The 19287-nt window shown below is 68.2% G+C and carries 24 protein-coding genes and 1 tRNA gene; 21 read left to right on the forward strand and 4 right to left on the reverse strand.

The window, feature by feature from the left end; translation table 11 throughout:
- The gene (locus KOI47_RS31420) at positions 1-1023 is read right to left on the reverse strand and encodes an MBL fold metallo-hydrolase (RefSeq protein ID WP_232376944.1); all 1023 of its coding nucleotides are present in this window, start codon (positions 1021-1023) and stop codon (positions 1-3) included.
- Positions 1024-1559: 536 nt separating this feature from the next.
- Between KOI47_RS31420 and KOI47_RS31425 the strand changes: the two genes are divergently transcribed.
- From KOI47_RS31425 to KOI47_RS31435, 3 genes are all read left to right on the forward strand, one after another.
- Positions 1560-1766 carry a hypothetical protein gene (locus KOI47_RS31425; RefSeq protein ID WP_216210572.1) on the forward strand — a complete coding sequence of 69 codons (207 nt, stop codon included), beginning with the start codon at positions 1560-1562 and terminating at the stop codon, positions 1764-1766.
- 14 nt (positions 1767-1780) lie between these two features.
- On the forward strand, positions 1781-2182 hold the full coding sequence (locus KOI47_RS31430; RefSeq protein ID WP_232376377.1) for a type II toxin-antitoxin system VapC family toxin: 402 nt from the start codon (positions 1781-1783) through the stop codon (positions 2180-2182).
- 177 nt (positions 2183-2359) lie between these two features.
- Positions 2360-3154, forward strand: coding sequence for an aminoglycoside phosphotransferase family protein (locus tag KOI47_RS31435; protein WP_232376378.1), 795 nt, complete (start codon positions 2360-2362; stop codon positions 3152-3154).
- Here the strand turns inward: KOI47_RS31435 and KOI47_RS31440 are convergent.
- Positions 3113-4327, reverse strand: a complete 1215-nt coding sequence (locus tag KOI47_RS31440) for a hypothetical protein (RefSeq protein WP_216210574.1) — start codon at positions 4325-4327, stop codon at positions 3113-3115. The genes KOI47_RS31435 and KOI47_RS31440 overlap by 42 nt on opposite strands.
- 366 nt (positions 4328-4693) lie before the next feature.
- On the opposite strand from KOI47_RS31440, the gene KOI47_RS31445 reads away from it, so the two are divergent.
- A complete protein-coding gene (locus KOI47_RS31445; RefSeq protein ID WP_216210577.1) occupies positions 4694-4891 on the forward strand; it encodes a hypothetical protein in 198 nt (65 codons plus the stop codon).
- Here KOI47_RS31445 and KOI47_RS31450 read toward each other — a convergent pair.
- Entirely contained in the window at positions 4872-5237 is a 366-nt protein-coding gene (locus KOI47_RS31450) for a GntR family transcriptional regulator (protein WP_232376379.1), read from the reverse strand. The genes KOI47_RS31445 and KOI47_RS31450 overlap by 20 nt on opposite strands.
- A 208-nt stretch (positions 5238-5445) precedes the next feature.
- Between KOI47_RS31450 and KOI47_RS31455 the strand changes: the two genes are divergently transcribed.
- The 14 genes from KOI47_RS31455 to KOI47_RS31520 all read left to right on the forward strand — a co-directional run bounded on the left by KOI47_RS31455 (position 5446) and on the right by KOI47_RS31520 (position 16255).
- Positions 5446-5655, forward strand: coding sequence for a hypothetical protein (locus tag KOI47_RS31455; protein ID WP_232376380.1), 210 nt, complete (start codon positions 5446-5448; stop codon positions 5653-5655).
- Between the two features lie 107 nt (positions 5656-5762).
- A complete protein-coding gene (locus tag KOI47_RS31460; RefSeq protein ID WP_216210581.1) occupies positions 5763-6056 on the forward strand; it encodes a hypothetical protein in 294 nt (97 codons plus the stop codon).
- Entirely contained in the window at positions 6056-6337 is a 282-nt protein-coding gene (locus tag KOI47_RS31465) for a hypothetical protein (RefSeq protein ID WP_216210583.1), read from the forward strand. The genes KOI47_RS31460 and KOI47_RS31465 overlap by 1 nt, the downstream gene beginning before the upstream one ends.
- Positions 6337-6567 carry a hypothetical protein gene (locus KOI47_RS31470; RefSeq protein ID WP_216210585.1) on the forward strand — a complete coding sequence of 77 codons (231 nt, stop codon included), beginning with the start codon at positions 6337-6339 and terminating at the stop codon, positions 6565-6567. Before KOI47_RS31465 ends, KOI47_RS31470 begins: the two co-directional genes overlap by 1 nt.
- A complete protein-coding gene (locus KOI47_RS31475; RefSeq protein ID WP_216210587.1) occupies positions 6564-6863 on the forward strand; it encodes a hypothetical protein in 300 nt (99 codons plus the stop codon). The genes KOI47_RS31470 and KOI47_RS31475 overlap by 4 nt, the downstream gene beginning before the upstream one ends.
- Positions 6860-8026 (forward strand): hypothetical protein, encoded by a 1167-nt coding sequence (locus tag KOI47_RS31480; RefSeq protein ID WP_216210589.1) that lies wholly within the window; start codon positions 6860-6862, stop codon positions 8024-8026. The genes KOI47_RS31475 and KOI47_RS31480 overlap by 4 nt, the downstream gene beginning before the upstream one ends.
- Positions 8023-10251, forward strand: a complete 2229-nt coding sequence (locus KOI47_RS31485; RefSeq protein WP_216210591.1) for a cell division protein FtsK — start codon at positions 8023-8025, stop codon at positions 10249-10251. The genes KOI47_RS31480 and KOI47_RS31485 overlap by 4 nt, the downstream gene beginning before the upstream one ends.
- A gap of 258 nt (positions 10252-10509) precedes the next feature.
- Positions 10510-10953 (forward strand): M50 family metallopeptidase, encoded by a 444-nt coding sequence (locus KOI47_RS31490; RefSeq protein ID WP_216210593.1) that lies wholly within the window; start codon positions 10510-10512, stop codon positions 10951-10953.
- 84 nt (positions 10954-11037) lie between these two features.
- Positions 11038-11841 carry a DUF4417 domain-containing protein gene (locus KOI47_RS31495; protein ID WP_216210595.1) on the forward strand — a complete coding sequence of 268 codons (804 nt, stop codon included), beginning with the start codon at positions 11038-11040 and terminating at the stop codon, positions 11839-11841.
- Positions 11841-12248, forward strand: a complete 408-nt coding sequence (locus KOI47_RS31500) for a hypothetical protein (protein ID WP_216210597.1) — start codon at positions 11841-11843, stop codon at positions 12246-12248. Before KOI47_RS31495 ends, KOI47_RS31500 begins: the two co-directional genes overlap by 1 nt.
- 24 nt (positions 12249-12272) lie before the next feature.
- Positions 12273-13160, forward strand: coding sequence for a bifunctional DNA primase/polymerase (locus tag KOI47_RS31505; RefSeq protein ID WP_216210598.1), 888 nt, complete (start codon positions 12273-12275; stop codon positions 13158-13160).
- The gene (locus tag KOI47_RS31510; protein WP_216210601.1) at positions 13160-14503 is read left to right on the forward strand and encodes a DUF3631 domain-containing protein; all 1344 of its coding nucleotides are present in this window, start codon (positions 13160-13162) and stop codon (positions 14501-14503) included. Before KOI47_RS31505 ends, KOI47_RS31510 begins: the two co-directional genes overlap by 1 nt.
- 199 nt (positions 14504-14702) lie before the next feature.
- Positions 14703-14891, forward strand: coding sequence for a helix-turn-helix transcriptional regulator (locus KOI47_RS31515; RefSeq protein WP_216210603.1), 189 nt, complete (start codon positions 14703-14705; stop codon positions 14889-14891).
- Complete coding sequence (locus tag KOI47_RS31520; protein ID WP_216210604.1) at positions 14891-16255, forward strand: tyrosine-type recombinase/integrase; 1365 nt, start codon at positions 14891-14893, stop codon at positions 16253-16255. The genes KOI47_RS31515 and KOI47_RS31520 overlap by 1 nt, the downstream gene beginning before the upstream one ends.
- 131 nt (positions 16256-16386) lie before the next feature.
- On the opposite strand, the gene KOI47_RS31525 is transcribed toward KOI47_RS31520, so the two are convergent.
- Positions 16387-16468: transfer RNA gene (locus KOI47_RS31525), tRNA-Tyr, on the reverse strand.
- Between the two features lie 119 nt (positions 16469-16587).
- Between KOI47_RS31525 and KOI47_RS31530 the strand changes: the two genes are divergently transcribed.
- From KOI47_RS31530 to rfbA, 3 genes are all read left to right on the forward strand, one after another.
- Positions 16588-17079, forward strand: coding sequence for a YajQ family cyclic di-GMP-binding protein (locus KOI47_RS31530; protein ID WP_216210606.1), 492 nt, complete (start codon positions 16588-16590; stop codon positions 17077-17079).
- Positions 17080-17161: 82 nt separating this feature from the next.
- A complete protein-coding gene (locus KOI47_RS31535) occupies positions 17162-18325 on the forward strand; it encodes a sialidase family protein (protein WP_408629866.1) in 1164 nt (387 codons plus the stop codon).
- A 66-nt stretch (positions 18326-18391) separates the two neighbouring features.
- Positions 18392-19273: a glucose-1-phosphate thymidylyltransferase RfbA gene (rfbA, locus tag KOI47_RS31540; RefSeq protein ID WP_216210609.1), complete on the forward strand. Its 882-nt coding sequence runs from the start codon at positions 18392-18394 to the stop codon at positions 19271-19273.
- The last annotated feature ends 14 nt before the right edge of the window (positions 19274-19287 follow it).

Genomic DNA, 19287 nt, shown 5'->3' on the forward strand with positions numbered 1-19287 from the left:
TCAGGCCAGGGCCTGCCACCACCCGTCCACCTGCGGCGGCTCGTCGACGTCGATCCGTTCGCCCGGCCGGGGCAGCGCGAGCGGCACCGCCTGCGCCTTGGCCTCCGTCCACACCCGGTCGGCCGGTTCGGTCCAGTCGTGCAGGGCGAGGTTGAAGGTGGCCCAGTGCACCGGGACGAGCAGCCCACCGCGCAGGTCGAGGTGTGCCCGCACCCCTTCTTCCGGGGTCATGTGGATGTCCGGCCAGTGCACGTCGTAGGCCCCGACCTGGATCAGCGTGGCATCGAACGGCCCGTGCTCGGCCCCGATGGCGGCGTAACCGTCGAAGTAGCCGGAGTCGCCGGTGTAGAACAGCCTGCGCCGGGGGCCGGTGACCACCCAGGAGGCCCACAGGGTGTCGTCATTGGTCAGCCGCCTGCCGGAGAAGTGCTGGGCCGCGGTGGCGGTGAGCCGCAGCCCGCCGATATCGATCCCCTCGGCCCAGTCCAGCTCGATGATCCGGGATCCGGGCACCCGCCAGCGTCGCAGGTGGGCGCCGATGCCGAGCGGGACCACGAAGGGCGCGTCCTGGGTGGCGGTGAGCAGGCGCACGCTGGCCAGGTCGAGATGGTCGTAGTGGTCGTGCGAGATGACGATGGCGTCCAGCGGCGGCAGGTCGGCCAGCGGGCAGGGCGGCGCGTGCAGCCGCCGGGGTCCGAGGAAGCTCGCCGGTGAGCAGCGCTCGCTCCACACCGGATCGAACAGCACCCGGCCGCCGTCGATCTCGGCCAGCGTGGAGGCGTGCCCGTACCAGGTGAGGTAGAGCTCGCCGACGCCGCCGCGCGGCGCGGGCTCGGGGCGGGCGACCGGCACCGCGGCCACCGGGCGCCGGGTCTGCGTGCCGAACAGCAGCTCGCGCAGCACCCTGCGGTAGGTGCCGGGCGGCATCACCTGCCGGGGCGCGAGGTTGTGGAACTTCCCCTCGCGGAACCGGGCGGACCGCCGCATCCGCTCGAGGTCGGCACCATTCGGCCAGCCACCCATGGCGACCAGAACATCACGCAACGCGACCCCCGCGGCCGTGGCCGCCGTGGCGAACGCGGCTGTGCCCGCTACCCGTCCCGGCCGCAGCCGCCGCCTTCTCCTCCGGCCCATGTCCGCCATGATCCCATCGTTGTCCCGGCGGGAACATCGCAGGTCAACGGGATTCCCCAAGCCGTCAGCCCCGCTCAACCCGCCGGTCACCGTCGCTGCCCACCCCCGCCACCACCGACCCCCGGCGCTACGTTTCGCCCGCGAAACGCACTCGGTGGGCGGGCATGCGAAACGCCCCGCCGTCCTGACGTGCAGGTCGACGGGGCGTTCGTAGTGGCGTGGCGGGTGAGGGATTCGAACCCCCGAAGGCAATGCCGGCTGATTTACAGAGTGCTGCACAGAACGGCTCTGACCTGCACTTTTTCCTGCCGACATGTCAGTCCTGGGACGCATTAGGGACAAACCTCGGCGTCGTACCACTGAACCGGTCCCAGCGGAGCCGCCCGTGCGACAATGGAGGTGTCACCGAGATGGGAGGTGCTGCGATGACCACCGGACACGCCGGTCACTCGCCGGAGCTGCCGCCACGGCTGGATGGCCCGGCCCTGGCCGAGGAACTCGCCCGGCAGAAGAACGTACAGCCCATCCGGAGCATTGAAGATCTGGCCTGCGACGGCATCTTCGACACCGATGAGGAACTCGATGAATTCCTCGAGTTCACCTACGCCGCGCGACGGGCCGACCTCGCGTAGCGACTGTGGACTCCGTGATCCTGGACACCGATGTCGCCTCGCGCAGCTTCAAGCGCGAGCTACCCCCCACCATGGTTCAGCACCTGGTGGGCCGCCGCCCCTTCATCTCGTTCGCCACGCTCGGCGAACTCATCCGCTGGGCTGACCAGCGTGACTGGGCCGAGCGCAGGCGCGCACGGCTACAGCACTGGCTCTCTGCCATCCCGGTGCTACCGGGGAGCGAGCAGGTCGCACGCATGTGGGGGCAACTGTCCGCATTCGCAGCCCGGCGCGGCCGTCCGAGGCCGCAGAACGACACCTGGGTAGCCGCCTGCTGCCTCACCTACGAAATCCCCCTTGCCACGTTCAACATCAAAGACTTCGCTGACTTCGCGGAGCACGAAGGTTTACACATACTGGGTTACTCGCCAACCTAACCGCCGCACCCGTCTCTGCAACAAACTCAGCCGGACAGCCCTAACCTGGCGATGAGGAGCCTTACCCGGATGCCAACCGGAACAGAAGCCCCATTCACACCCGAGACGACCCAGGCCGCGTTAGCAAAGGCATGTCAAGCTGCCGATCTGGACTCCGCCGGGGCTGAGCTTGTGCGCATGGGCGAGAACGCCCTGTATCGGCTCAAGGATGCGCAAGTCATGGCACGGGTCGGCCGGTCAGCCGAGGCTAGCCGCAAGGAGGTGGATGTTGCGTGCTGGCTGGCCTCGCACCAGTTTCCTGCCGTTAGACTCGCAGACACACAACAGGTCATCGCGATCCAGGGAATGGCTGTGACCTTTTGGGAGTTCATCGACTCAAGCGACCAGCCAGCAACCTCGGCAGATCTCGGTCGGATTCTTCGCGCACTGCACGATCTACCGGACCGCCCAAAAGCAGAATTACCCCGATTCGTTCCAATGCCAAAGATTGACCGGCGCCTGGAGACGATTGGATCTTCCCTACCGACGAAAGACCATGAGTTTCTCAAGGCTCGCAAAGCAGAGCTAGAAGACGAGTTCTCCTCACTTGAGTTCGAACTAGAAACCGGCGCAATACATGGCGACGCACACAGGCACAACCTGATTCGTGACAGTCAGTCCGGGAAAGTGAGGTTGATCGACCTGGAAGATTTCTGCTTCGGGCCGCGAGAGTGGGATGCGTGCGTCGAGGCGATCGGGTATGACGACTTCGGCTGGATCACGGACGTTGACTACCGGAGCTACGTGGAGGCGTACGGTTTCGATCCGCTCCAGTGGTCCGGATATCCCGTCATTAAGTCGATCCGGGAACTTAACATGACGACCTGGCTCGCGCAGATGCTTGGACAGTCGCGCGAGGTAGACGATGAGGTACATCGTCGCATCAATGACCTACGGGATGACGATGCTCCGCGCAAGTGGCGAACCTTCTGACCCCATCTTACTCGCAAAGTAATCATCAAACGAACGAGTGGCGGCAGATTCGAATCCGGACAACCGTTGACGAAATTCGTTCAGGTACGAAACCACCCGGTAGGACTTAAGATGTGCCGCCGTGTCTACCACGTCGGATGCAATTGCTAAAGCACTATCCAGATCATCCGCTAGCAGATGAGACGTAGCGAGGACCGACCGACAGAACGAGAGGCTCCGAACGAAGACATCCTTTGATTCGGCGATAGACGACGCAGCATGCTGGTTCGCGAGAGAGGCGTTCCCAAGATCCCGGAAGCAGTGAGCGAACTCAGCATGTAGTTCCGCTGGGTCAAAGAACCAAATCCAGTCCGGATCGTTCGCTGGTTGACTCTTCCCAAGCCAGCCTTCGGCTGCGGTAAGAGCTGCTGTTGTCTCCGCTTCGTTGCCTTGCGACGCGACCGCACGAGCCTCCATTGCGTGAAACATGGCCATGACGGTCGGTGTCGCTTGCCCAGCCGACCCGTGATGAACGGCTGCGCGTGCAAGGTGTGCCGCGTGCTCGTAATGCCCAAGGAAGTTCGCCTGGTGGCTCATACAGGCGAGTACGTGGCCGCTGAACGGCTTGTCTCCGGCAGCCCTCGCGAGTCGATACGCCTGGTAGAGGAACCGTTGCGCCCTGGCGTGCTCCCCGATGTCGTACGCGGTCCAGCCTGCTCGCAACGTCAGTGACGCTACGGCCTGGAAGTACTCACGTCCCACAGGCGTCGTTGGCGAAACCCGTGAGATGAGGGGTAGAACGGCGCTCTCCAGATACTTCGCGACAAGGGGCTTCGATTGCCCCCCGCCATAGCGGTGATCGAAGGTCGAGAACATTTCCGTTGCGTGACGGACTTCTTCGACATGGACAGGCGACAGGTCAACGGGCTCGGCGGGCGCGACAGACTCACCGTCGCTGCCGTACATCGCTTTGACTAGCAACGCAGCCCACGCATCCGGGACGACGAGCAGCTTCGCGGCAGCGTGCGTACCGCTCAGCTCGTACCGGGTGAGCTGCGTTAACGCAGTGATGCTGTCAGCAACCGTCTTCGGGTACTCCAGTGTCGTATCAACAGCTTCTGGCGAAGCGTCCGGGTAGCCGAGTTCGTCCGGCCGAACTGGCCGCCCAACCATGGCCCCCAGCACCTTGGCCATAACCTGACACGACCTCGCAGAGGGTTGCGCAATGTCACCGCTCAGATATTTAGCAACGCTCGTATGGCTCGGCGATACCGGTTCTCCCCCGTCTCCCCTGCTTGCGTCCCGCATCCGCTTAGCAAGGCCCTTGTTACTCACCCCAGCCTCTCGCATCAGAGCAGCTAGCCGGTGATTCGGCTCCTTGCTCGGCGTACTCATGAGTTCCTCCCCTTGACCTCGCTCTGGGGGGCACACGTATCGGCCCGTGTGCCCCCTCCGAGAGTCGGCATGCCCCCTCGTGTGCACTGCTGCGTGGCCCGAGTCTTGGCGATTCTTGAGTCATGCCAACGGGAACACCCGCCAAGACCCGCCGAGGAGGTAGCCATGTCGCGCAAGAACACCTTCCCCATGCCGACCGGTTCCAGCGCCAAACCGAAGGTCATCGGCACGCTGGTCGCGCTGGGAGTCCTCGTGTTCGTCGTGAAGTACCCGAGCGAAGCAGCGGACGCAGCGTTGGGGCTGTTTGGCCTGGTCGAAGCAGCAGTGGAGGGCATCGCGGGTTTCATCCGTCAGCTTGCCTAGCGCTCTGCCCGTGTTCGATGCCGTCTACCCGCTCCTGCAGGGCCGTCACCGTGGCCTTCAGCTCGGCGAATGCTCGGCGCAAGTCGTCCAGGGTCTCAGGGCTGGGCTCCGCAGGCTTCGAGTTGTTAACGAAGGCCCCAACGGTGGGGCGCACGACCAGCCATCCTTCGTCACGGAGCACGTTGACAGCTCGCTGCGCGGTGTTCAACGCAACGGTGTGCTGCTTGGCCAGCTCACGACTCGAAGGTAGCTGCGTGCCCGGCTTAAGCCTGCCGTCCCGGATGGCACGACGGATGGCCTCGGCAACTTGCTCATAGCGCGCCAGGCCCGGTTCTTCGCTCGTCACAGGCCCAGCATAACGACCCATGACCGCCATTGACTTAGTTCACTCGGATGGCCGAACGACATGATGACTCAATCTGATTTAAGTTAAGTGAAGTCATCGACTTGGAAGGAAGGACATGAGGACCACACGGATCACTGATCGCCAGGCCCGTGAAGCTCTCGCGCTGGCGTTCGACCCGGACATTTGCGCAGTTCAGGAGGAGGAAGACATGCGTAAGGAGCGTGCCGAGATTGAGCGGGTGATCGAGGAGGTCGATCGCGAGCTGGTTGCTGAGGAGCGCTCGGCGATGGTGCGCGTCTCACACGACTTCGCCGATCCGCAGCAGGCGCGGCGTGCGGCGCGCCGGGCTGGCCGTGCCGTGCTGCGGTCGCTGCCGGTGCGGCGGGGTGTGGCCGACCTGGACGAGGAGGCCGCGTGATGACTCGGCTTGTGCTCAGTGACCCCGGCCCGGCGCACTCCGCCAAGAACGCCACCGGGCCGGGGCTTCCCAACCACTCAGCATCTGATTCGAAGGGAAGGACACCGATGGTAAGCCAGAGCGGCGCTGCCTGGTGGGACTACGAACCTGCCGAGCACTGCGGGATCTGCGGCAGCGACGAGCACATCGATCCCTGGCATGACGAGTACTGGGACGGCGGCGGCGCGGTCACCTGCACGCGGAAGGAGCGGGCCGCTGACCCGGCATTCGCCTACGGGTACCTGTCTGCGGCAGTGCGTGCCTACCTGGCCGGTGGGCGCTCCACGGACTACATCCGGCTGGTCCTGGCCGAGCTGGACACCGCCGTCAACACCCCCGGCACGGATGGGGGTGAGCGGTGATGTTGATCGTGCATCGCTGCCAGTGCGGGCACCCCGATCTGTGGCACGCCCTGGACGAGAAGGGCCAGCGCACCGGCGCCTGCCTGGGCCAGTGCGGCTGCTCCAAGGCCGCGTACGGCGGCCCGGAGGTGCTCCCGTCCTGGTCGGCCGGGATGGAGCCGACCAGGCGGGAAACCACCGTGCACGAGCCGGGCTACCGGCTGGTGTCGGGAGTGCGCACCTGCGAGTGCGAGCAGTGCCAGACGCGGTACCGCGAGGCAGTCCGGGAGGTGGCTGCGTGATGTCCACTTTCGACGTTCTGCGCCGGTACGGCACGGCGGCCCTGTTGCGGTTCGCGGGCGCGGTGCTGCTGTTCCTGCTGCTGCACCTGGTCCGCATCCCCCTCGTACTCGCCGCTCGGGTGCTGGAGGTGGCGATGCGCCGGGTGGACGGCTACGCGGTCCGGCAGGCCAGCCAGCGCCCACAGGGGCCGATCAACCACTACTTCGACCGAGGGGAGGTGCCCGCATGACTGAGCACGAGGAGCGCGTGTTGAACGGGGACATCACCCGCACGGACCGGGTTGTGTCCTGGATCGGGTGGCACATCGGTGAGCTGGTCGCGGTTGGGCTGCCGCTGCTGCTCGCGGTGACGGTGACCGTGTGGGCCGCCGCGCTGGCTGTGCTGGCGGGTGCGGTGTGGACGGTGCACGAGGTGCGCCACGCCCTGCAGCAGCGAGCGCTGCGCGCGCAGAGCCAGCGCCGCCAGCTCGCCAGCGGCACCGAGGACGCCAGCGGTGAGCAGGGCAGCACGGGGGTGAGCGCATGAGTACCTGGCGAGACGAGCGGCGCAAGGACCGTGCGGCCGAGGCGGAGCAGAAGCGGGCCGACCAGCTCGCCGAGGCCGAGGCCGAGGCCGTGCGGATGGCCGCGATGGCCGAGGCCAACCGGGCAGCTACCGAGCAGGAACACGAGCGGGAGCGGGCTCGCGCCGAGGCGCGCCGGGCTGAGCGGGCCGAGCGGGCTGCCCGGCGCCGGGCGGTGGTGTCCGGGCTGCGCAGGTGGGCCGCCGGGCACGTGGTCGAGCTGCTGATCTACCCGATCGCGCTGGTGTCCTTCGTGCTGGCGGCCCCGGCAATGGCCGCGTATGGCAGCGAGGTGTACCGCTCGGTGCTGGGCGCCGGGCTGCCGCTGATCACCGAGCTGGGCATGTGGGCGTTCGCGGTGGCCGTGCAGGTCACCCGCCACCGCACCCCGCAACGGCCGGTGTGGGCGCTGCAGGTGGGTGTGTGGACTTTCAGCGCGGTGGCGTTCGGGTTGAACCTGCTGCATGGGCTCACCGTGGGCTGGTCGCACGGCGTCGTGATGGGTGTGGTCGCGGTTGCCGGGGTGGTCGCGCATCAGCTCACGGTGGCCTCGCCCCCTCGTTCCCGCGCGGAGCGCGCTGAGGCCCGGATCGCTCGGCTGGCCGAGCGCAAGACGATGCGGGTACGGCGGGCGGCTGTGCGGCAGGCCGTGGCCGAGATCGACGCGGACGGCTGTGCGCGGCTGCTGTACGCGCCGGGCCGCTACGTGCTCGGCAAGGGCCGGGCGCTGGGCAGGCGGACGCTCGTGTCCGCGATCGTGCCGGGGCTGCCGATCGAGGCGCCGATCGATGACGAGCTGGCCGCGCTGGACCGCGAGCTGTCCGATCTGCTCGCGGCCGATGGGCCGCCCGCCGAGTCGGGACCGGTGCTCGATCACGGCCCGGTCGCGACCCTCGATGACGAGGGTGACCAGTCAAAATCGAGCGCCGACCGAGGCCCGATCGGGGGCCGTGTGGGCCGCTCGATGGAGCAGCTTCACGCCGAGCTGCGCGCCGCCATCGAGGCCGATCCTGCCGGGGTTGACCCGACCTCTGCCGAGTCCATTCGCCGGGCGCTGCGCTGCGCGCCCAAGTACGCCCGGCAGCTTCGCGATGAGTACCGCGACCGGAAGGGGAACGACCGGTGAGCAACCAGGACGAGCAGCGGCCCGCCGAGCTGGCGGCCGTGCACTACCTCCCGGCGCACCGTGAGGGTGCCGAGACGGCCGCTGGCGGGCCGGTGGTCGAAGGCGAGCTGGTCACCGATGAGCAGTATCGCCACCTGACCTCGCAGAAGACGAAGGCCATCGCCCGGTACCAGGGGTACGCCCAGGACGCGGTGACCGTGTACCGAGGGGTGAAGACCGCTGCCACGCACGAGCGCACCAAGACCACGGCCAAGGCGGTGGCGCGGAACGTGCTGTATGTGCCGGCCGGGGCGGGTGCGCTGGCCAAGCGGGTGTGGGAGGCGCACTCGAACTCCCGGTACGAGCGGCAGCTGCGGGCCGCCGAACTGGCCGGTGACCAGGACCTGCTGCAGGAGTGGGAGACGCGCGCGGAGACGGCCCGGCAGCGTCGCCATGACCGGACGATGGACTGGCTGGCCGCGCCCGGCAGGCTGGTCAAGGCCCTGGCGGTGTCCGTGGCCTCGCTGGTCGGGTGCCTGCTCATGCTGGGCATGGTGCTGGCGGTCGCCGATTCCGACATCAGCCTGGTCATCGCGCCGATCGGCGCGTTCCTGGACTTCGTGCAGTGGGTGATGTGGGTGGTCACCGTGGTGTGGGGGCCGTTGGTGCTGGCCGCCCCGTGGGTGGCCGTTCTCTACCTGTGGAACGAGGGCCGCAAGGCGTCCACCACCCCCGTGTGGCTGCAGTCCTCAACCACCAGCGGCCACGATTCCGAAGGGGTGCTGGTCACCGCCGATGGGATCGTGCGTGCCCTGCAGCACCTGTCCATCCCGGCGATGAACAAGGCGTTCAAGGAAGGCTGGGTCCCGCGGTTCGACCTGAACCCCACCCGCGAGGGCCAGGGCGCGTTCAAGGGCTTCCGCGCGATCGTGGACCTGCCGATGGGCGTCACGCCGGAGATGGTGGCCGACAAGCGGGCGGTGCTGGCCAAGAACCTCAACCGCAACGCGGTCGAGGTGTGGCCCTCCGACTACGGCAAGGAGCAGGGCGGGAAGCCGGGCTACGTCAACGTGTACGTGGCCGACTCCGGGGTGATGGACAAGCCCACACCGGAGTACCCGCTGCTCAACGAGGGCGCGGCCGATGTGTTCGCCGGGGTGCCGGTCGGGATCACGCAACGCGGGGAAGAGGTGCTGTTCCCGCTGGTCGGGTCGAACTTCGTGTTCGGAGGGCAGCCGGGGCAGGGCAAGTCCAACGCGGGCCGGGTGGTGATGCTCGGCGCGGCGCTGGACCCCCTCGCCGAGCTGCGGGTGCACGTGTTCGCGATGAACGGCGACTTCGACGCCTACGCCCCGCGCCTGTCGCACTACCACAAGGGCACCGGCAGCGAGCACGCCGCGCTGGCCACCGAACACCTGCAGGACCTGTACGCCGAGGTCACCCGCCGCGAAGAGCGGCTGGCGGAACTGGGCGCCAAGAAGCTCACCCGCCCGACCTCGGAGAAGCATCCGGACATGCGGCCGCTGATCGTGTACTTCTCCGAGTGCCATGAGCTGTTCGGCGACGGCGAGCACGGCAAGATGGCCGCTGAGCTGGCCATCAACGTGGTCAAACGGGGCCGCAAGACCGGTGTCGTGTGCGGCTTCGACACCCAGTCCGCGCGCACCGACGCCATACCGGGCGAGCTGGTCGAGAACGTCGGCATCAACGGCTGCTTCGCGGTCAAGACCTGGCGGTCCAACGATGGGTTCCTCGGCGACGGCAGCTTCGCCGCCGGTATCCGGGCCACTGACCTGCGGTTCAACGTGGACCGGGGAACCATGGTCGCCACCGGGGTGTCCGAGGAGCTGTTCGAGATCCTGCGCACGCACTTCATCGCGGTGGACGATGACACCGGCTGGGACGCCGCCACCGAGGTCATCGCCCGCGCGATGGGGCTGCTCGGCGAGGGCACCCCGGTCGCCGGGGACCGTCCGGCGCCGCAGATCGAGACCGAGCGAGACCTGCTCGCCGACCTCGATGAGGTGCTGGGCACCGAGCGGGTACCGGCGGGGGACGTGCTCGGCGCACTGCGCAACCTCGCCCCACGCTGGCGGCCCTACGCCGACTACACCGTTCCGACGCTCCGGGCCGACGTGAAGGCGCTGGGCGTGAAGGTGGCCCGCACCGGCAACAAGGACTTCATTGATCCGGTCACGGTACGTGAACGGCTCGCCGAGCGGTCGACCAAGGATCTCGATGAGTGAGTGAGACCGGTTCGACCGTCCCGGACACCGCCACACGGCACCCGAACGGCCCGCGCTCGGTGGCTTCTCACTCGCTCACTTTCTAACTCTTCGCAGCTCACACCTTGAGCAGGGGTGAGACGACCGCGAGTTAGAAATCTAACTCGAAATCCGCGCTCTCACTCCGATCTCACTCGCCAGGCGGCACCCGCTCTGGGTGTCCGCCCCGGCACCCCCTACCCCAAATCAGTCACACACGGTCACGTCGAGAGGAGCGTCATGGGACGCTACGACACCAGCCAGGACCTGACCCGCCTGGTGACCTGCCACCACGAAGCCGGGCACGCCATCGCACACCAGGTCGGTGGCGGCACCGTCCACCATGTCCGGATCGTCAGCGACCACGAGGGCTACATGCGCCCGGCAGACGAGTTCGACCCGGACAACCCGCTGCCGTGGCTGGTCATGATCCTCGCGGGCAGCGAGGCCGCAGCCCGGTTCCTGACCCGCCACGGCTACAGCCTCGGCGAGGGCCGCCGCATCCAACGCGGCTGGTGCCACGACGACCGAACGATGTTCCGCCGCTATGCCCGAGGCACCGGAATCGCCGAGGGCCGGGCACGGCGCGAGGCGCAGCGACTCGTACGGCGGCACTGGCGGCAAATCGACCGCCTCGCCACCAAGCTCGACCGGCGCGGACGGCTCACCGGCCCGCGCCTGTGACCACTGCCGGGCCGGTCACGAGACCCGAACCTCACCGGCCCGGCAGCCCCCACCCGCTCGCTCCTTCAACCAGAAGGGTTCTCAATGGACACCCGCGACCACCTCACCACCACCGCACCCCAACCGAGCAGGCTGGCGCCGGTCGCCGCGCTCGGGGCCACCAAGACCAGCCACCGCTGGACGGAGCAGCCCGGCAACTGGGACCGCCTGAACAGCAGAGCGCTGTTCGCCTCGGATAACGAGTGGGGCATCCCCAGCCTGCCGGTGGCCCGGCTCGTGCCTGCTCGGTTGGTGCCCTACACCGCCCGGCACCAGGCCACCACCGCCGCCACCCAGCGGCACCGCGAGCAGGCCGCGATCCACTTCTTCCTGGACGACTACCGGTTCGAGACCGTGTGGACCAAGCCCGAACGCGGCCTGTCCCGCTGCCGCGCTGTGGGTGCGGCGCTGACCCCGGACTTCAGCCTGTGGGCCACCATGCCGCCCGCGATGCAGCTCTGGCAGGTCTACCGCTCCCGCTGGTGCGGCGCCTGGCTGCTGCACCACGGCATCCACGTGATCCCCACCGTGTCCTGGTCCACCCCGGACACCTACCGATTCGCCTTCGCCGGACTCCCGACCGGGTCGGTGGTGGCGATCTCCACCGTGGGCATCCTCCGCGACCCCGAGGCCCGTCAGCTGTTCGCCGAGGGGTTCACCGCCATGCTGCACCGGCTGGCCCCCAGCGTGGTGCTGGTCTACGGCCGGGCCCTCCCCGAGGCGGCCGCCGCCGTGGTGCCGCCCGGCACGCGGGTGCGGTACTACCCCACCCGCTGGGCCACCCACGAAGCCCACCGGCGGGCGGCGCGAACCGAGCAGGCGCAGGCCGGGCCGGGGGGTGGTCGGTGATGGGAGGCCGAGGAGGAAAAGGCCGCGCACCCCGCCAGCCCGACCACGGCCCGGCCGAGCCACTGCTGCCACCCGAGGCCACCGCACGCCCCGAACCACCCACCGAGGAACCGGCCGAGCGCGACGAGACGGGTGGGCTGGAGTCCCGTCTGCTGGATGCCTACACCGAGCTGGCCAGCAAACCCCAGGACTGGATCCGGCTGGCCCGCCTGCGCGAGGCACTGGGCAACCCCGACAAGGCCGAGATGGACCAAATCCTGCTGGCCATGACCCGCACCGGACTCGCGCACCTCGCCCCGGACTCCAACCGCAAGACCCTCACCGACGCCGACCACGCCGCCTCCGTCCGCATCGGCAGCGAGCACAAACACCTGATCGCCATCGAACCCGACTACTGGGACCGCTAAGCCTCACCGGAAGGACATCACCCGATGACTACCGCAACCGTGAGCACGAACGAGAATCCGTTGCTGGAGTGGGCGCTGTATCTGGCGGCGATGGGCTGGCCGGTGTTCCCGCTGCGCCCGCTGACCAAGCGGCAGCCCGCGATCAAGAACTGGGAGCACCGGGCGACGACCGACTCCACCCGTATCCGCCGATGCTGGGCCGCTGACCGGTGGAACATCGGGCTGGCCACCGGCCCCGCCGGTCTCGTTGTGGTCGACCTGGACACGCTGAAGGACGGTGAGACCGGAGTGGACGGTATGACCGCTCTGGTCGAGGTGGCTGCTGAGCGGGGCGGGCCGGTGCCGGAGACCTACACCGTGGTCACGCCCTCCGGTGGACGACACCTGTACTACCGCTGCCCGGCGGGGGTGTGCCTGCGCAACACCCAAGGGCAGGTACGGCCGCGTGTGGACACCCGCGCCGGGGGCGGGTACGTGGTCGCTCCGGGCTCGGTGACCCCGGACGGCGGGTATGAGCTGTTCGACGATCGAGACCCTGCCGAACTGCCCGGCTGGTTGGTCCAGGCCCTCGCCGAGCGGCCCGCAACGGCCAACTCAGCGCCCGTTCAGATCCGCTCTACCGACCCGAGCGCCTACGGCTCGGCGGCACTGCGGGGTGAGGCCAAGCGGGTGCGAGACGCCCAGCCAGGCCGCTACAACGAGGTGCTGTCCACTGCCGCGTACACCATCGGCCGCAAGGTCGGGGCCGGGCTGATCGACCACGCCACCGCCCGCGCCGAGCTGCTTGCCGCCGGGGAGACCCTGATCGGCTCCGCGCACTGGCCGCCCAACCTCCGCGAGGTCACCAGGGTCGTGGATGCCGGGCTCACCAAGGGCGCCGGAAACCCAGTCCGCAGGAAGGACGCTGCCTGATGAGCACGCCCACCGACACCGAGGCCGTCGCCGCGATCGATGGCGTCCTCGGCGACACCGGGCGCGGCCTGTGCTGCCAGTGCGGGCGCCCGCTCGGTGACTCACCTTCGACCGACTTCTGTACCGAGAACTGCCAACAGGTTTGGCGCGCCCGCAACGGTGCCGTGCACGCCGGGCATGAGGTGCTGGACCGGGTGCGGGACTTCGTGGCCCGGTTCAACGTGTTCCCGTCCGAGCACTGCGCGCCGATGCTCGCGCTCTGGTACGCCCACACGCACGCGGCGGACCACTTCTACGTCACGCCCCGGCTGATCCTGTCCAGCGTGGAACCGGGCTCCGGCAAGACCCGCGTGCTGGAGGTGGCCCAGTTCCTCGTACGGGCACCGGAGATGACTATCTCCGCGACCACGGCCGCGCTGTTCCGCATGGTGTCCGATGGGCCGATCACCATCCTGTTCGATGAGGTCGACACGATCTTCAACACCAAGAGCGGCGGCAACAACGAGGACCTGCGCGGCCTGCTCAACGCCGGGTACAAGCGCTCGGCGACCGTGGCCCGCTGCGTCGGTGACGCCAAGGCCATGAAGGTCGACCGGTTCCATGTCTACGCTCCGGCCGCGCTGGCCGGCATCGCCGGGAACATGCCCGCCACCATCACCACCCGCGCCATCACCGTGCACATGCAGCGTCGCCGCGAAGATGAGGAGGTCGAGGAGTTCTGGGAGGAAGAGGTCGAGACCGAGGCCGCTCCCTTGCGGGACATGCTCGCCACCTGGGTCGAGTCGGTCACCGACAAGATCAGCCGAGGTAGGCCAGCCATGCCCACCGGGGTGCGCGACCGGCCCGCCGAGATCTGGCGGCCCCTGATCGCCATCGCCGACGCTGCCGGTGGGCACTGGCCCGACACCGCCAGGGCCGCCTGCAGTCACTTCGTGGAGGTCGCCAACGCCGACCGCAACGGCGGGGGACAACGGCTGCAGCTCCTCGCCGACCTGCGGGACCTGTTCGCCGCGCGGGGCACCGACCGGTTACCCACTGCCGAGATCCTCGCCGGGCTGCATGACCTCGATGAGTCCGACTGGGCCGACCTGGACGGCAGGCCGCTCGACGCGCGGCGGCTGGCCAAGATGCTCAAGCCCTACGGCGTGGAGTCCCGCACGTTCAAGCTCCCGAACGGCAGCACGCCCAAGGGCTACCGCACGACCGGCCCCGGTGGGCTCGCCGACGCCTGGCAGCGCTACCTGCCCACATCCGCAACTGCCGCAACCTCCGCAACCGCGCAGGTCAACCAGGTTGCGGATACGGGGGAGGTTGCGGATACAAGCGCAACCCGCAACCAGTGACCATCCGCACCGGCCACCGCAGGTTGCGGACGTAAGCGCAACCCCCGCCGTATCCGCAACCCCCTGACCAGCCAAGTTGCCCAGGTTGCGGAGGTTGCGGACAACCCCAGCCCGGCGCAGCCGCAACCACTGACCGGAAGGAGCCACCCGTGTTCATCGCCATCTGCCACAGCCACACCACCGGGGAAAGGCCACACGGATGGAAACCCAGCGCCGTTACCTCACGCTCAAGGCGTTCTGCGAGGAGTTCGGGGTAGCCAAGTCCACCTTCTACGACTGGTGCGCCAAGGGCCGCGCGCCGCGTCACTTCAAACTGCCGAACGGAGAGATCCGCATCCGCCGAACCGACCTCGAAACCTGGCTCGAATCATGCGAGGTGGCTGCTTGATGGAGACCAGCCACAACGTCCGGATATGGAAGGTCGAGCCGTACAAGGGCAAGCGGAAGACGACCTACCGCGTGCGCTGGCTGGTCGAGAAGGACCGGCACGGCCGAACGTTCACCACGTCGGCACTGGCCGACAGCTTCCGGTCGCAACTCGTGTCGGCAGCCCGCGCGGGAGAAGCGTTCAGCACCGAGACCGGCCTGCCGGTATCGATGTCCCGCGAGCGTGCCTCGATGAGCTGGTTCGAGTTCGCCTGCGAGTACATCGACATGAAATGGCCCGACTCATCACCGAAGTACCGCCGGTCCCTGGCCGAATCACTGACCAGGATCACAGTCCCGATGTTGTCGGACAGCGCCGCGCTACCCGAGGGCCGGAAGGTGCGGAGAGCACTGATGACCGCGTTCAACACGAACGCGCGCAAGGGAACGATTCCCGAGGAGATGAGCCGGACTCTCAAGGCGGTCGGGCGGGCCAGCCGGAAGGTGTCCGACCTCGCCAAGCCGGAGGTGCTTCGCGCAGTGCTGCGCGCGCTCGATCTGAACCTCGACGGCTCACGGGCGGCAGCGAATACCGCGCGGATCCGGCGGGTGGCGCTGGGAAACGCGATCGAGTTCGCCATCGAGAAGAAGCTGCTGGACAGCAACCCGCTCGGCGAGATCAAGACCAAGAAGCGGAGCTACACGCTCAAGGAGGTGGACCCGGAATGCGCGGTGAACCCGATCCAGGCACGGACCCTGCTCGATGCCGTCGCCACGGTCGGCAAGCAAGGCCCTCGCCTGGTCGCGTTCTTCGCCTGCATGTACTACGCGGCACTGCGGCCGGAGGAAGTCGCCAACCTGCGAACGCAGAACCTCGCGCTGCCGGAAACGGGCTGGGGTGACCTGAACCTCGACGGCGCGCGCCCGGAGGTCGGCAAGGAATGGACCAACTCGGGCAAGGCCAGCGAGACCGGTCCGCTCAAGCACCGGGAGGACAAGATCGGTCGCCCGGTTCCCTGCCCGCCCGAGCTGACCGAGATCCTGCACAACCACCTGACCAGGTTCGGCACGGCACCGGACGGGCGGTTGTTCCGGGGAGCACGCGACGGCGGCCTGGTCGGCAGCACGGTGTACGGGCGCGTGTGGGCCACCGCACGGGAGCGAGCATTCACCCCCGAGGTGGCCGCCGGGCCGCTGGCGAAACGGCCCTACGACCTGCGGCACGCCTGCGTGTCGACCTGGCTGAGTGCCGGTGTCGAGCCGACCAGGGTGGCCAAGTGGGCCGGGCACAGCGTGGCCGTCCTGCTGAAGGTCTACGCGAAGTGCCTGGACGGTGGGGAGGCGACCGCCCGCGAGCGTGCCCAGCGCGCGCTGAGCGGCTGGTGAGCGGCCCGCAGCGTCGGGGCGTATTCGGGGCGGCCAGCCGGAGCGAACCGGTCTCAGCCGGACGCAGCCGGACCACACAAGATCGGCCCCGTGTCCTGTCTGTGCAGGTCACGGGGCCGATCTGGCTGGCGTGGCGGGTGAGGGATTCGAACCCCCGAAGGCAATGCCGGCTGATTTACAGTCAGCTCCCTTTGGCCGCTCGGGCAACCCGCCGGGGACCGGTCGAACCGGCCGCTGAAGAGCGTACCGAACGCCCTGGCGGGCCAGCGAGCGGGTATCGCCAAGCTAGGGTGTGACCCATCCCTTTCAACCGAGTACGAGGTGTGGACAACGTGGCGGATCCCTCTTTCGACGTGGTGAGCAAGGTCGACCGGCAGGAGGTGGACAACGCGCTGAACCAGGCGAGCAAGGAGTTGTCCACCCGGTTCGACTTCCGCGGTACCGGGGCCAAGGTGGAGTGGGCCGGTGAGGAGGCCGTGGCGATCGAGGCCGAGACCGAGGAACGGGCACTTGCCGCGGTGGAGGTCTTCAAGGAGAAGCTGATCAAGCGCGGGATCTCGCTGAAGGCGTTCGACGCCGGTGAGCCGGCGATGTCCGGGAAGGTCTGCAAGATCAGCGGCAAGATCGTGCAGGGCATCTCATCGGAGAAGGCCAAGCAGATCGCCAAGTACGTCCGGGACGAGGGGCCCAAGGGTGTGCAGGCGCAGATCCAGGGAGACCAGCTGCGCGTGTCCGGCAAGAAGAAGGACCACCTGCAGGACGTCATCGCGCTGCTCAAGGACAAGGACTTCGAGATCGCGCTGCAGTTCACCAACTACCGGTAACCACTCGCGCACCCGGCGCGTCGCTACCGCGCGTCAGGCGTTACTCCATGCTGTAATCGCAAGATCACCGCATGGAAGGAACATGATGCGTCGTCGTGCCAGGGTTTCCGGGCCCCTGTTCGCCCTGTTACTGCTCGCCGGCCTGGTCACGCCCGCGCCCGCCGCCACGGCCGCCGAGCGCACGTTGCTGCATCCGGACATGGGTGCCTACCCCAGGCTGATCCGCACCGAGCACGGCGGGTTCGGCCGGGACGGGCGGATCATCGCGTCGGTGAACAGCAGGGACGGCTGGGGGGACTACGCCGCGATCTACGAGAGCACCGACGAGGGCGAGAGCTTCCACCCGGTCGGTGAGGTGCGTGATCCGGAGGGCCGCGCCGGGATGTGCTGCGGCACCCTCTACGAACTGCCGCAGCGGGTCGGCAGGCTGCGCGCGGGCACTCTGCTCTGGGCCGCGAGCTACGGGCTGCGGGCAGGCCCGAACCGCAGGGTCGCCATCAAGATCTGGTCCAGCAGGGACCTCGGCCGCAGCTGGTCCTTCCTCTCCGAGGGTGCCCGCTCGCACAACCACGACGGCATCTGGGAGCCGGAGTTCAACGTGGACGCGGGCGGCACCCTGTGGATGCACTACGCGGACGAAACCGAGGCGCCACAGTACGCGCAGGTGCTCAACCGGGTCGCCTCGAACGACGGGCTGCACTGGGGCACCAAGCAACGCACGATGGCCATTCCCCCGCATCCGGTCCGGCCGGGAATGCCGATCGTGCGCAGGTTGCCGGACGGCCGGTACTACTTCGGCTACGAGATCTGCAACTTCGGCGACCACTACTGCGATCCGTACTACAAGATCTCCGAGGACGGCGCGAACTTCGGCAACCCTTCCGCCCCCGGCACGCAGATCACCACCGCGGAGGGCCACCACTTCCAGCACGCCCAGACCGTCACCCTCTTCCCGGGGCCGAACGGGGTGCGGCTGGTGATGGTCGGCCAGATCTATGTCAACGATGCCGGCAAACCGCTGCCGGGCAACGGGAAGACGCTGCTGATCAACGACCGGCTCGGCGCGGGGCCGTGGCATCCGCGGCCCGCTCCGGTCGAGGTGACCGACCCGTTCGACAACCCGTGCCCGAACTACAGCTCCACCCTGCTGCCGGTGGACAAGGGCGAGAACGTGTTGCAGATCGCGGCCGAGTACGACCCGGACGGAGTGTGCCGGGCGTACTTCGGTAAGGGTCCGCTGGACTGAGGCTCCCCCGCCGGGATGCGGGAGCCGCTACGGTGGCCTCCGGAGAATCCACGGGAGGAGCGGCGCATGAAGGGCATCGTCTTGGCGGGCGGCAGCGGCACCCGGCTGCACCCGATCACCCAGGCGGTATCCAAACAACTGCTGCCGGTCTACGACAAGCCGATGATCTACTACCCGCTCTCGGTGCTGATGCTCGCGGGCATCCGGGAGATCCTGATCATCTCCACCCCGGCCGACCTGCCGAACTTCCGCCGCCTGCTCGGTGACGGCAGCCAGTGGGGGCTGGAGTTCGGCTACGCCGAGCAGCCGAGCCCGAACGGCCTCGCCGAGGCGTTCGTGATCGGCGCGGACTTCGTCGGCGACCAGGACGTGGCCCTGGTGCTCGGGGACAACATCTTCTACGGCCAGGGTTTCGGCGGGCGGCTGCGGCAGGAGGCGTCCGCGCTGGACGGCTGCACGCTGTTCGGCTACGCCGTGCGGGATCCGCAGCGCTACGGCGTCGGTGAGGTGGACGAGGCGGGCAAGCTGCTCTCCATCGAGGAGAAGCCGGCGCGGCCGCGCTCCAACAAGGCCATCACCGGCCTCTACTTCTACGACCACCAGGTGGTGGACATCGCCCGCTCGCTGCGCCCCTCCGCCCGCGGCGAGCTGGAGATCACCGATGTCAACCGCGCTTATCTCGAGCAGGACCGCGCCCGGCTGGTCGATCTCGGCCGCGGGTTCGCCTGGCTGGACACCGGAACGCACGACTCGCTGCTCGAAGCCGCCCAGTTCGTGCAGGTGCTGGAACACCGTACGGGGGTGCGGATCGCCTGCCTGGAGGAGGTCGCGCTGAAGATGGGCTACATCACCGCGGACGAGTGCCACGCGCTGGGCAGCAAGCTGGCCAAATCGGGTTACGGCGAGTACGTGATGGGCGTCGCCACCGCCGCGGGCGCGACCGGCTGAGACCCGCTCGGCAT

The organism is Amycolatopsis aidingensis, assembly GCF_018885265.1.
GTDB lineage: Bacteria > Actinomycetota > Actinomycetes > Mycobacteriales > Pseudonocardiaceae > Amycolatopsis > Amycolatopsis aidingensis.